This is a genomic window from Cupriavidus sp. P-10, from assembly GCF_003402535.2.
GTDB lineage: Bacteria > Pseudomonadota > Gammaproteobacteria > Burkholderiales > Burkholderiaceae > Cupriavidus.
Genome location: NZ_AP025172.1, coordinates 202,844 through 215,371, shown reverse-complemented (window position 1 = coordinate 215,371; position 12,528 = coordinate 202,844). Strand labels below are relative to the sequence as shown.

At 63.0% G+C, this 12,528-nt stretch carries 11 protein-coding genes; all 11 read left to right on the top strand.

Going from position 1 to position 12,528, the window contains the following annotated elements:
• Positions 1-41: 41 nt before the first annotated feature.
• The 11 genes from CTP10_RS31000 (at position 42) to CTP10_RS30950 (ending at position 12,030) form a co-directional block, all read left to right on the top strand.
• A complete protein-coding gene (locus CTP10_RS31000; RefSeq protein WP_116318530.1) occupies positions 42-500 on the top strand; it encodes an antitoxin Xre/MbcA/ParS toxin-binding domain-containing protein in 459 nt (152 codons plus the stop codon).
• Positions 497-973 carry an RES family NAD+ phosphorylase gene (locus CTP10_RS30995; RefSeq protein WP_116318529.1) on the top strand — a complete coding sequence of 159 codons (477 nt, stop codon included), beginning with the start codon at positions 497-499 and terminating at the stop codon, positions 971-973. Before CTP10_RS31000 ends, CTP10_RS30995 begins: the two co-directional genes overlap by 4 nt.
• A 161-nt stretch (positions 974-1,134) precedes the next feature.
• Entirely contained in the window at positions 1,135-2,097 is a 963-nt protein-coding gene (locus CTP10_RS30990) for a histone deacetylase family protein (protein ID WP_116318528.1), read from the top strand.
• A gap of 771 nt (positions 2,098-2,868) precedes the next feature.
• Entirely contained in the window at positions 2,869-4,053 is a 1,185-nt protein-coding gene (wecB, locus tag CTP10_RS30985; RefSeq protein WP_116318527.1) for a non-hydrolyzing UDP-N-acetylglucosamine 2-epimerase, read from the top strand.
• A gap of 119 nt (positions 4,054-4,172) precedes the next feature.
• Positions 4,173-4,493: a hypothetical protein gene (locus CTP10_RS30980; protein WP_233528020.1), complete on the top strand. Its 321-nt coding sequence runs from the start codon at positions 4,173-4,175 to the stop codon at positions 4,491-4,493.
• Between the two features lie 130 nt (positions 4,494-4,623).
• The gene (locus tag CTP10_RS30975) at positions 4,624-6,402 is read left to right on the top strand and encodes a hypothetical protein (RefSeq protein ID WP_442875261.1); all 1,779 of its coding nucleotides are present in this window, start codon (positions 4,624-4,626) and stop codon (positions 6,400-6,402) included.
• 297 nt (positions 6,403-6,699) lie between these two features.
• Positions 6,700-8,073: a glycosyltransferase gene (locus CTP10_RS30970; protein WP_233528019.1), complete on the top strand. Its 1,374-nt coding sequence runs from the start codon at positions 6,700-6,702 to the stop codon at positions 8,071-8,073.
• 3 nt (positions 8,074-8,076) lie between these two features.
• Complete coding sequence (locus CTP10_RS30965; RefSeq protein ID WP_116318524.1) at positions 8,077-9,156, top strand: polymer-forming cytoskeletal protein; 1,080 nt, start codon at positions 8,077-8,079, stop codon at positions 9,154-9,156.
• Between the two features lie 17 nt (positions 9,157-9,173).
• Entirely contained in the window at positions 9,174-10,178 is a 1,005-nt protein-coding gene (locus CTP10_RS30960; RefSeq protein WP_233528018.1) for a hypothetical protein, read from the top strand.
• Positions 10,179-10,341: 163 nt separating this feature from the next.
• Positions 10,342-11,181, top strand: a complete 840-nt coding sequence (locus tag CTP10_RS30955; RefSeq protein WP_116318523.1) for a YaiO family outer membrane beta-barrel protein — start codon at positions 10,342-10,344, stop codon at positions 11,179-11,181.
• 15 nt (positions 11,182-11,196) lie between these two features.
• Positions 11,197-12,030, top strand: coding sequence for a hypothetical protein (locus tag CTP10_RS30950; protein WP_116318522.1), 834 nt, complete (start codon positions 11,197-11,199; stop codon positions 12,028-12,030).
• Positions 12,031-12,528: the final 498 nt, after the last annotated feature.

Genomic DNA, 12,528 nt, shown 5'->3' with positions numbered 1-12,528 from the left:
AATGCCTATAATGATATGGCATTCTGCCATGGAGTTCGAATATGCAGACTATCGCCTTCCAGCCAACAGGGGGAAATCCGCTCTCGCGCGGCCGCTATCTGGATCTATTAAGTGATTCATTGGGCACTAAAATTCACTCGGATGCCGACCTGGTGTCTCTCGCTGTCGAACGTCTGCCGACGGAGATCATAGAAAGCCTTCACCATGCGGGGCTTGCCTGGGACGAGATCAGCTTCATCATTCCGCGCCGCACGCTGACTCACCGTCGCGAAAGAGCCGAGTCCCTCACGGTTGACGAATCCGATAAAGCAATCCGGCTTGCCCGGATCCTTGCCCATGCGATCAGCACGTTTGGAGAGGCTGATCGGGCATTGCGGTGGCTGCGAGCGAGCCAGCAACGATTTGGCGCCAAGTCGCCGCTGGAGCTGACCAGTACTGAACAAGGCGCACGTTTGGTCGAGGAAGCGATTATCCAGATTGACGAAGGATACTTCGCCTGATGATTCTCTGGCGGATTAGCAATTTTGCGGATCTCAAGGGAATCGGGGGGCTGCGTGCCGGCGGACGCTGGCACTTCGCAGGACAGCCTGTTGTGTACCTGGCAGAGCATCCTGCCCTGGCCTTCCTCGAGGTGCTCGTACACCAAGATATCAGGCGGATGGAGGATCTCCCTACGCACTACCAACTCCTCCAGATCGAGGTAGAAGACGCCATCGCTGTCGCGGAAATTCCGGACTTGCCCGCGGACTGGAAAAGCGACAATAGTTGGTCCGGAAGCGCCGGCACAGAATGGCTCGCATCGCGCTCGACCTTGCTGCTGAAAGTGCCCAGCGTGCTGGTGCCATATGCAGCTAACTACGTCTTCAATCCCGCGCATCCAGATGCGGAAACGGTACGTATCGTAGAAGCTCGGCGGGTAGACCACGATCCACGCATCCTGTCACTGCTCAGCGAGCAAAAGCCGCGCACTTGAGACCATCGTCGCGGGGTTCTTTTCGAATCCCGGCCACCCCTCAGTTGGCTTTCCTGCTCCTCTGATATATTACATATCTGATTGGATTGCCGTGACGATCGACGTAGGCCCCGGAGTGCGATTCAGGGAACGTCGCCGGTTGAAACCGAGGACAGCCGAACATGACAACTACGATTATTTATACCCACACCGCGTGTCTCGAACACCGCCCCGGGCCGCAACATCCGGAGTCGCCCGAACGCCTGAGAGCCGTCGTGCAGGCGTTGCGAGCGCCGGAGTTCGCTTCGCTGGAATGGCGCGATGCGCCAATGGGCACCGTCGAGCAGTTGCAATTGATCCACGATTCGTACTACATCGACGAGATCGCGCAAAGCGCCCCCACCCACGGATACGTGCCGCTGGACGCGGGCGATACGGTCATGTCGCCGGGCTCGTGGGAAGCCGTCATGCGCTGCGTGGGGGCTGCTTGCGCGGGTGTCGATGCGGTCATGGACGGCCAGGCGCGTAACGTGTTTTGCGCGACGCGGCCGTGCGGCCATCACGCTGAACCGGCGAAGGCGATGGGCTTTTGCATTTTCAACCAGGCGGCGATCGCGGCAGCCTACGCCTATGAGGTCCACAAACTCGAGCGCGTCGCTGTGGTGGATTTCGATGTGCATCACGGCAATGGCACCCAGGCAGCATTCTTCGACCGCCCGGAGCTGTTCTATGCATCCAGCCACCAGTCGCCTTTCTTTCCCGGTACCGGAGCCCGGTCCGAGACAGGGGTGAACCACAATATCGTCAACGTTCCGTTGCCTCGCGGCTGTGAGCCGGCACAGTTCCGTGCCGCGATTTCCGCCCTCGTGCTTCCCGCGCTAAGGGCGTTCGCCCCCGAAATCCTCATTGTCTCCGCGGGATTCGACGCGCACCGCCTGGATCCCCTCGCTGGCATGAACCTGGAGGACAGCGACTTCCATTGGATCACCAAGGAACTGATGCAGATTGCCGACGAGACGTGCGACGGCCGCATCGTATCCATCCTGGAAGGGGGTTACAGCCTCGACGCATTGGCCACGAGTGCGAAGGCGCATGTCAGCGCTCTGATGAAACTCGATGCCTCGGGGGCATCAGATGTCGCCTAAGACACGTTAGACGCTAAGGAGGGAGGCATGACGGTCAAGCGTATGGATATGAGGTAAACCAACAAGCCCATGCGCGCGCACTTAGTTATTAATTATCATTAACACTGATATTAATTTCGTTTCATTCTCGCAACCGATCCGTCTGCTCCAGTCCGTCCACCCTTCCCACCGTTGAACGAGCCGAAAAGCAGAATTGCGGACACCCCTGCACATTGACCTGGCAATATCTATCCAAATTTAGCCTTAGCAAAATGACCTGATCCGGTACATTCGCAGCGGTTATCCAACCATTACGGCGCCGTTGCCGCTGTCGCCATCCGTAAATCGAGCAACAAGTCTGATGCATTCCAGGCTGCGGCGCCGGGTACCCGACATCACATGATACGTATGGCGTGAGAGGCAAGGCAGCGCCTGCAAGGCCACCTTTCATGGCGAGGCCCTCCGTTGCAGTGCGGCATTGCGCACGCTTCGATATTGACATCGCGATTTCCCCCGAACTTTATGTAACACCGCTGCAACCACCCGAGCGGCGGCGGCAGGCGCGCTGCCATGTCGCAAAGAGCGAATTCGCAATGAATTCAACGGAATAGAAGGCACTGGCACAACCATCGCTCTGTTATGTCGCAGCAGGCATATCCCGACATAACAAAAAGGAGATTCTGGTCGGGATGCACCGCGGCCTCTCCTGCGGCTAGCGCAGGATGGGGCGATCTGACAGACAGATCGTCCGCCAACCCACCGGCGAGGCTCCCTTTGACAAGAGAGACCCACATGCCGAAGAAAGTCCTCGCTGTATTTGGAACCCGCCCAGAAGCCATCAAGATGGCGCCGCTGATTCACCGGCTCCGGGCATCCAGCAATTTCGAGCTGCGGGTCTGCGTCACCGGACAGCACCGGCTGATGCTGGACCAGGTACTCAGGCTCTTCGAAATCGTGCCGGACTTCGACCTTAACGTAATCAGCCAAGGGCAAAGCCTGTCCGACATCACGACGCGCGTGCTGTCAGGCGTACACACGGTGCTGGACCGCTTCCTGCCGGAGGCCATGCTGGTCCACGGCGACACCACCACCACGCTTGCCGCCACGCTTGCGGCCTTCTATCGAAACGTGGCGATCGGCCACGTCGAAGCGGGACTGCGCACCGGCAATCTCAGCGCCCCGTGGCCGGAAGAAATGAACCGGCGCGTGACCGACGTGATGGCGTCATGGCATTTCGCGCCAACGCAACAGGCACAGGAAGCCTTGCTGCGCGAAGGCGTCGACCCGATGCGGATCAGCCTGACCGGCAACACCGGCATCGACGCGTTGTTGCAGGTCAAGGCCCGGCTGGACGCCGATGCCGAAATGCGCGGCCGGCTGGCAAGCCAGTACCCCTTCCTGGACGAGTCGCGGCGGATGGTGCTGGTGACCGGACACCGGCGCGAGAACTTCGGTACACCGTTCGAGCGCCTGTTCACCGCGCTGCGCACGCTGGCGGACCGCAATGCGGATGTCCAGATCGTCTATCCGGTGCATCTGAACCCGTGCGTGCAGGGCCCCGTGCAGGCGATCCTGAGCGGGCACCCGAACATCCACCTGATCGATCCCCAGGACTACCTGCCGTTCGTGTTCCTGATGTCGCGCGCCTATTTGATCGTCACCGACTCCGGCGGCATCCAGGAGGAGGCGCCGGCCCTGGGCAAGCCGGTGCTGGTGACACGGGAAACCACCGAGCGGCCGGAAGCCGTGGCCGCCGGTACCGCACGGCTGGTGGGTACCGACCCCGCTCGCCTCATCGCCGCCGCGGAGCAGTTGCTGAACGACCCGGAGGAATACGCGTGCATGGCGCGCGCGCACAACCCGTTCGGCGACGGCCGCGCCAGCGAACGCATCGTCTTTGCGCTGCAGGCGGCGTCGCCCGAGGCGTATCGGGAAGGTGGCGATGAGTCGGTCGACGCCAGCGTCGTCAGTTTGTAGCGAGGACAAGCACTAGCGAAATCAGCGGCACAGCGCCACGGCCCCACGGCCCGCTGGCCGCCTCAAGCAGGAGGAGCAAGGCAATGAAGCGCTTATGTATCGCAACGGATGCTGCAAGGATGGCCAAGGCGGCAACAGCAATGGTTGTGGTCGCTGCCCTGGCAGCGGCGCCCGCCCATGCCGCGCTGACCGAAGAAGCAGCGGCGACCGCTGCCAAGGCCCCGCTCTACCTGCCGGCGAGCCCGGCGGATCCGGGCGGGTTGAAGGGCTACAACCATGGCTTCCAGATCGACTTTGCCTACGAATCGCACGCGAAGGGCAAGAACAAGGAGCAAAAGGACAAGCTAAAGGCGATCAAGCCAAAGAAAGCCGTGTCCGGGCCGAAGGTGAAGTCGGGCACGTACACGCTTGCGCCGGCGCCGGGGGCCGAGCCGGATTGATGCGCGCCGCGCAATGACCGCTATGCACGGCGAGGCAAACCGATATTCATCGCGCTGGGAGAAGACCGTGTTCAACAAATCCAATTCGCTCCTGCGGCGAAGCAGCAGCCTGGTGCTCCGGGCGCTCCTGATGTTCTTCGCGCTGGCCGTGACCGTGCCGGCCCTGACCCACGCCGCGACCAACCAGATTGCGCTGCTGGTGCCGGATGGCCTGGCCCTTCCCGATGCGCGCGTGTCGGCGTGGCTCGACGCGGCGCAGGAAGAAGGCCTGAAGATCACGGTCATCAACGACACTCAGTTCCAGCAGGGCACGACCCCGGCGCAGTTCTCCGGCGTGATCCTGCCTGACCAGGTGCACGTCAACGCCAGCGATGCGCTGATCGCGGCGCTCGAAACCTATACCAGCCAGGGCGGGCAGCTGATGCTGGTGTACGACTTCGGCGCGCTGACCACCACGGGCTTCTATGCCGTCCCGAAAAGCAGGCTGAGCAATCTCGCCGGGGTTGACTACGTCCTCTATGACCAGTTGCTCGGCAACATGATCGGCGTAGGGCCGATCACCGCCCTGGGAACCACGCTGCGGACCCTGCAGGTGCCGCCGGGCAAGTCGATGGTGTGGGACGCAGGCGCGACCGATCCGGTGGAAGGCATCTCGGGTTATGTCTACGGCTTCCTGATTTATCCGAGCTTCGTGACGCAGGGCACCTACACGGGTTCTGCCCTGATCACGTCACCGAACTTCGGCCTGGTGGCGGGGGTGCGCAGTTTCGGCTCCGGCCAGGTGCTGTTCGTCAATACGCCGCTCTCTTACCTGAAGGGCCAGACCGACGGCATGCTGATGCACGGCTTCCTGCGCTACTTCGGCACCAACCTGATGAAGATGCCGCGGCTCTCTGCGCAACCCAAGGCGCGCGGCGGGCTGGTGCTGAACTGGCACCTCTGCGCCGGCGACCAGATCGCGCCCGCGGTGGAAATGAATACCTGGGGCACCTTCGACAGCAGCAATAGCCCGTTCTCCATTTCCGTGACTGCCGGCCCTGACCAGATCAGTTTCGGCGACGGCAAGGGCGTCAACCTGTCGCAGAACACTTCGGCAAAGACTCTGTTGCTGTCCCTGCAATCGAAGGGGCACAAGATCGGCAGCCATGGCGGATGGATCCACGACTACTGGGGTGCCAATGCCAGCGAGGCCAACCAGTCCTCCTTCGAGCAGTATGTATCGCTGAACAAGCAGAGCGTGGAAGGCGTGACCGGACGCACCGCGGTCGAGTACTCCGCGCCGCAAGGCAATACGCCGCAGTGGTCGGTCAACTGGCTCGAAGCCAACGGCAACACCGGCTACTACTTCCTGGGCCATACCGGGATGGCGCCGACGCGCAGCTATCGCGATGGCGTGCTGTCGAACAACACCATCCGCGCCTTTCCGGTGATGCCGTTCGGGCCGCACGCGACATTCGAGGAGTTCGAGGAATTCAACGTGCCCGTGGCCGACATCAACACCTGGTACCGCCAGCTCATCGATTTCGTGGCGAAGAACCGCACCAGCCGGCTGATCTACATGCACCCGGCGGGCGCTATCGCGTATCCGAAGACGCTCAACGTCATCTTCAACAAGGCGGACAACGTGAAGGCAAACGGACGGTTCAGCTGGTACACGATGGATACGCTTGCGCAGTTCGCCCAGCGGCGCCAGCAGACCGTCTGGCAGGCCACCGACAACGGCAACTCATGGGCCTTCCAGGCGACCCACCCGACGGACATGACCGACATCGCCTGGGTACTGCCGCGTTCGGCATACACACAGCCGGTGGTGACACAGGGGCTCGCCCAGGTGACGTGGGACACCAACAGCTGGATTGTCACTTCTCTGGGAGGCACCTCGCTGGCCTTCGTCGCCGGCAAGCAGTAAAGGCGCAGGGATTCACCGCGCCCGCCTTTGGGCGGGCGCGCGGCAAAAAACACCCCTGCGATGAGAGAACAATGGAGGAGGAACGTCGACATGCGTGCGACGTATCGCGTAGTACTTTCACTGAGCGGGCTGCTCTTTTTCACCACACCCGCCGCGGAAACTGAAGCCTCGGAAATTCCCGTGCGGGGGGAGGCCCTCGCCCGGGGAGCCGGAACCCCGGCGGCTGCCCCTGGACCGGTGCCCAAGCTCGTAGCCCACGCTACGGTCACACCGCCCGGCGCAGCGGTGGAACTGGCAATGACGTCGCCGGACACGCTGGAAGAGCGCGCGCGCGCGGAGCCGGCACTGCGCCCGCCAGCCTGGACCAAGCCAGCGGCGATCGAGCCGCCGCCGGAGCGGGTGGCCGCGCAGGCCATCGTGCCGCCACTGACGGTCATGCTGTTGATGATCGTCGGCCTGGTGATCTTCTATGCCGTGCGCCACTACATGTTCACGCTGAACCGGCTGTTCGGCAGGCAGCGCCATCCTTACCTGGACATCGACGTCGCGGACTGGCCAAGCCTGACTGTGCTGGTCGCCGCGCACAACGAGGAGGCCGTGATCGCCGGCTCGCTGATATGCCTGCTGCACGCGGACTATCCGGTCGACCGGCTCACCATCATGCCCGTCAACGACCGCTCCAGCGACGGCACGCGCGGGATCATCGACGACCTCGTGCAGCAGTACCCGGGACGCATCACGCCGTTCCACCGCACCGACGGCAAGCCCGGCAAGGCGGCCGCGCTCAAGGATGCAAGCGAAGTCGTGGCCAGCGACATCATCGTCGTGTTCGACGCCGACTACCTCCCGCCGGTGGGCATGCTCAAGCAACTGGTCGCGCCGTTCTTCGACCCCGAGGTGGGCGCGACCATGGGCCGGGTGGTGCCGATGAACCTGGACAGCAACCTGCTGACGCGGCTGCTCGACCTGGAGCGCTCGGGGGGCTATCAGGTCGACCAGCAGGCCCGCATGAACCTGAACCTCGTACCGCAGTACGGTGGCACCGTCGGCGGCGTCAGGATGCGGGCGTTGCGCAGCATCGGCGGCTGGCACGACGATGTGCTGGCCGAAGACACTGACTTGACCTACAGGCTGCTGCTGGCCAACTGGAAGACGATCTACCAGAACTGGTCGGAGTGCTATGAAGAGGTGCCCGAGACCTGGCCCGTGCGTGTGCGCCAGATCATGCGCTGGACCAAGGGCCACAACCAGGCGCTCTATCGGCACGGCTGGAAGATGGCGGCGTGCCGCAACCATGGGCTGTTCGAGAAAATCGACGGCGTGGCGCTGCTTGGCATCTACATGATGGCGCCGCTGATGCTGTTCGGCTGGCTGCTGGCGATCCTGCTGTTCTATGCCGGCGGCCTGCCGCTGTTCGGTGAAGCGGTGATCCTGTTCGCGCTGATGTCATATGGGACGTTGGGCAACTTTGCCGCCTTCTTCGAGATCGCCGCCGCCGTGTACCTGGACGGCAGCCGCGAACGCATCCGCCTGCTGCCGCTGAACTATTTCGGCTTCCTGGTCAGCATGCTGACTGTGTCCCGCGCCATCCTCAGCCAGCTCGCCTTCGATTACGTCCTCCGCCGCGAACTGCGGTGGGACAAGACCGCGCGTTATCGCCAGAGGAGCTGAAACATGTGGCCCGTGCTGCTTGGCCTCCTCACCATGCTGGTCTTCGGGTTGCCGCTGGTGCCCGCTGTGCTTGAATGGCGGCGCCGGAGCGATGTCCGGCCGCTGGCGATCGACAGCGAACACACGCTGGATGTCGCGGCCGCGGCCGCGGTCTTTCGTGCCATGGTCGCCCGGCGGGACGAGAAGTCCGGCCTGCATGGCCTGGCGCACCGGGTCAACGCGTTGCGGCCTGTGGTCCAGGTCACAGGCACCTTCATGCCGACGGCGGCGGAGGCGTGCAACGGCGTCTGTTCGCGCACCATCGTCACCAGTGGCTCGCTGGTGCTTCCGGACAGCTATACGTTTTCAAGAGACATCTACGGCCGGCGCGGCATCTCCACGGGCCGCAGGAATCGCGTGCAGGTGCTGCTGTCCGAAGGCGAGATCCTGATGCGCAGCGGCAGCGAGCTGCAGCGCTGGGCACACGCCCGCAGTGTCCATGTCGAGCCACGGTGCCGCTTGCGCGGACCGCTCTCCGCCCTCTACGCGATTCGTCTCGAAGAGGACTGCGAATTCACCTCGGTCAGCGCGGCGGTAGTCGGTTTCGGGGCGCGTCACCTCGCCGCCCCGCCCGACATGGACGCCACCGCCCCGGCCGGGGGAGACTGGGCGCATGAAGTGCTGATCCCCCCCGAAGCCTCGAACGGCCGCTGGCTGGTAACGCACGATCTGACGTTTCCCGCCAGCACCCTGTATCGCGGTGACCTTGTTGTGCATGGCGACTTGTGGATCGGCTCCGGCGCGCGCATTATCGGCAGCGTCAAGGCAAGCGGCTGCATCTGGTCAGGCTCGCGCGTGCGCATCGACGGCGCGCTGATTGCAGGGGGCACCATTTCCGTGGGGCGCGAGTGCGCCATCGCCGGGCCGATCGCTTCCGAGCGCGAGATCGATGTGGGCGCGCGCAGCATTATCGGTGCGGCGAACAAGCGCACCACCCTGGTGGCGCCGGTGCTCCACGTACGGGTTGGTACGGTGGTCTATGGCGCGGCTTGCGCCCCGGAGGAAGGCAAGGTCGTATCCGATGGCAACGTGGCCACCCCATGACGTGCGCTCCACCCACCATGAAAATACTGCTCGCGCTGCTCCTGATCCTTGCCGCATACGTCCACCAGCCGGCGGGCGCGGCCGAGCTCACGCTGACCGACTACCAGCGTCCCGACGGGGCGATCACGACCTATTTCGCTGGCGACTCGATCGATCCTTACTTCGCGGCCAAGGCATTGCTGGCCGCGCAAGACGCGGGCATGACCACCAGAACCGCCGCAACCCGCTGGATCGCATGGGCGCTGCCGCGCCAGCACGCCGACGGCCGCTTCGACCGCTATTGCATGAAGGGCCAGCGCTTCGTCTCCTGCCAGGAGGCTGACGCCGACGACGCGCTGATGGCCGCCTGGATGGAACTGCTGGTCCGCAACGCGCCGCCCAAGGGCATGCCGCCAGCGTGGCAGGCCAGCTTCGACAAGGCCAGCCGGTACCTGGACAAACTGCGCGACCCGGCCTCCGGCGTCTACTACATCTCGGCCAAGCTCCCGGTGGCCCTTCTGATGGACAACGTGGAAGTCTCAAGCGCCTTCAAGGCGGCCAGCCACTATCGCCAGCGCCACGGAGACGCCGCAGGCGCCGCTGGCTGGAGGCGGAAGGCCGAACAACTCGACAGGGACATCCTGCGCGTGTTCTGGCGCGCCAACCAGGGCTATCTGGTCAGCACCCAGCGGCGTGAGCAGTTCGAGTTCTATCCCGACGCCGTGGCGCAGATCTTCCCCATCCTGGGCGATATCCAACCCGACGGTCGACCCCATGCCGTCACCTACCAGTCATGGATGAAGGAAAACCGCTGGGCCTGGCTGCAGATGTCCGAAGTCGATTTCCCCTGGGGGCTGGTGGCCCTGGTGGCCGACAAGATGGGAGACAAGGACGCCATCGCGTGCTGGCGCCTGCGTTCCATACAGTTCCGGCATGGCAAGCACTGGAATGTCCTGGAGGAGGCACTGTACCTGGCGTTCGAGTCGCGGCTGAGCTCTGAGCAGGCAATCGCACCGCCTGCGCCAGGCTTGCGGTGTCGCTGATTTGCACAACCCCGGACCAAGACATGCAATACGCGTCACTCCGAACGAACCATGATCGACTGATCGCCGCAAAGCAGTGTATGGTTTGCCGGCAGCTTGCGGGCCGGAGGGCCCTGCCGGGCCCCTCCGGGCAACGTCGACCAGAAGAACCTACAGGACACGCATGGCGAAGCTCTCGGATACCAGAACTCATGGCGCTGGCGCACTGCCCTTGCTGGGCATGCTGGCACTGCTTGCCACCACCGATGTTCGAGCGCAGGCGGAAGCCACGCCGCCAAGGACGTTCGTGCCCTTGCTCACAGGGTTCATCGAAGGCGGTCTCGGCCACGCCAACCTCACTGGCGACAATGCCAGCTGGAACGACCAGTACCTGCGAGGCGGGGTCAACTTCACCCCGAAGGATTACGTGACCGGCGAAATCAGCCACCAGAGCCACTTCGGCGACCAGGGCACGTTCTTCGGGCTGGGCTACACCCGAACCTTCGACGAGAACTGGTACGGCTTCCTGAGCGCCGGCACCAGCGCGGGCGGCTTCTTCCTGCCCGAGGTCCGGGTCGACGGCCTGCTGTTCCGCAAGCTGCTCGAGAAGAAGAACCTGGTCGTGAGCGCCGGCTTTACTTACTACCGCGCCAAGGAAGTTTATACCGACAAGACCTTGCTGCTGGGCCTGACATACTATTTCGACGCCCCCTGGATCATCCAGCTCGGCGCGCGGCTCAACCGCAGCGATCCGGGCAATGTCCGCTCCAATCGCGGCATAGCCGCCGTGACCTACGGCCGCGACAAAGATCAGTTCATTACCCTGAAATACGATGGCGGTAGCGAAGCCTACCAGCTCACCGGCGAGCAGGCCCTGCTGAGCGACTTCAATAGCCATGAAGTCTCGCTGACGTGGCGCAAATGGTTCACCAAGCGCTATGGCATCAACCTGCGCGCCATCTACTACGACAACCCGTCCTACACGCGCAAGCAAGCGGAGATCGGGGTGTTCGCGGAGTTCTAGCCCGGAGTTCCAGTCATGAGGCATCCTACCGGACACACTGCTGCCACACGCGACCAGAGCGACGCCCTTGGCCTGACCGTCCTGAGCCTGGCCAGGCATCGTTCGCTGGACCACCTGACCCTGTCCATTCCCGCGCTTGCGGCGATCCTGCTCGTGCCGGTGGCGTTCAACCTAGGCGAATGGTTGCTGCGCGACCGGATCAGCGGACTGTGGGCGGGTGTGCTGCGCTTCTGGATCGACAGGATCGGCATCGACGGTAGCGTCAGCGAACAATTGACGCGGGTGGCGTGGTTCGACTTCAACCTGCCCTACACCGATGTCATTGCCCCGGCGCCAGACGTGCTGACCTGGTGTGTAGCGCTGATCGGCACCGTTGTCGTCTGCCTGATGGCGTTCCGGATACGGGACCAGTACCTGCCGCTGCGGTATTTCCTGCTGTTCGCCGTGTTCATCCAGGCCACGGCACTGCTGTTCTTCGCGGTGGCGCCGCAGAGCTTTCCGTACACGGCCAGCAGGTATGTGGACAACGGCGTGAAGACCTGTGCCAGTTTCCTGTTCCTGGTGCCGTGGGGGCATGCGCTGGTCTACTACATCTTTGACTTCTCGTGGCCGAAGAAGCTATTCCTCACGCTGCTCACGCTTGTGTTTGTGGTGATCGCGGTGCCGATGCAACTGGCTTTGCACGTCTATCTGATGGTGTCCTGTTCGTTGTTGATGATGCCGTTGCTGTCGTTTGTATTCGGCCCGACGATGCTTGTCTTCGGGTGTATTGCGTTATATGGGTGGGCGATGAGTTGGAAGAGGGTTGAGCGAGCCGCATTGGCCGAGGCAGTCGACTCGGGACGTTGAATTACCTCGCGCGTCGCCCCCGGATAGCCCACGCGGATAGGTGGCTTGCCGTGCTCACAGCGTAGTTGCTCGCTTTCCGCTTTTGGACGCAGGAGAGTACATCCGTGACCGTACGCTTCTTGTTCGCCTCGCGGCTTAACAAAGATCGGTAAATTTGCGTGTCGGGATCGACTCAACGCTCTCGATACTTTGTAGAAAATGCATCAGCGATTTCTTTCCCATCACGTCATACGCTGGCACGACGGTTGCGTGTAGTCAGTAGGGACTACGTCTCAAACGGAGGCACATTATGAGTACCCCGACACCGCGCCATCGAGATGGGGGCAAACCACGGGTTCCACCGGCCGACCAACCCCGCCAAAGAGAGGAACACGCGACGCCCTTTCCTGACGAAGGGCCGGGGAAACCACCCCGTCAGCCGGGACAGATCGATACGCGACGGTTGCCAGAGTCGTCCATGCAGCAGTAGCCCTTAGAAGCGGGAACAGCGTTGTCCTG

What these genes read in the sequence shown, in the direction of transcription:
- CTP10_RS31000 (WP_116318530.1), top strand. Translation starts at nt 42, where the DNA reads ATGCAGACTATCGCCTTCCAGCCAACAGGGGGAAATCCGCTCTCGCGC.
- wecB (WP_116318527.1), top strand. Translation starts at nt 2,869, where the DNA reads ATGCCGAAGAAAGTCCTCGCTGTATTTGGAACCCGCCCAGAAGCCATC.
- CTP10_RS30980 (WP_233528020.1), top strand. Translation starts at nt 4,173, where the DNA reads ATGGCCAAGGCGGCAACAGCAATGGTTGTGGTCGCTGCCCTGGCAGCG.
- CTP10_RS30990 (WP_116318528.1), top strand. Translation starts at nt 1,135, where the DNA reads ATGACAACTACGATTATTTATACCCACACCGCGTGTCTCGAACACCGC.
- CTP10_RS30960 (WP_233528018.1), top strand. Translation starts at nt 9,174, where the DNA reads ATGAAAATACTGCTCGCGCTGCTCCTGATCCTTGCCGCATACGTCCAC.
- CTP10_RS30955 (WP_116318523.1), top strand. Translation starts at nt 10,342, where the DNA reads ATGGCGAAGCTCTCGGATACCAGAACTCATGGCGCTGGCGCACTGCCC.
- CTP10_RS30970 (WP_233528019.1), top strand. Translation starts at nt 6,700, where the DNA reads ATGACGTCGCCGGACACGCTGGAAGAGCGCGCGCGCGCGGAGCCGGCA.
- CTP10_RS30965 (WP_116318524.1), top strand. Translation starts at nt 8,077, where the DNA reads ATGTGGCCCGTGCTGCTTGGCCTCCTCACCATGCTGGTCTTCGGGTTG.
- CTP10_RS30950 (WP_116318522.1), top strand. Translation starts at nt 11,197, where the DNA reads ATGAGGCATCCTACCGGACACACTGCTGCCACACGCGACCAGAGCGAC.
- CTP10_RS30975 (WP_442875261.1), top strand. Translation starts at nt 4,624, where the DNA reads ATGTTCTTCGCGCTGGCCGTGACCGTGCCGGCCCTGACCCACGCCGCG.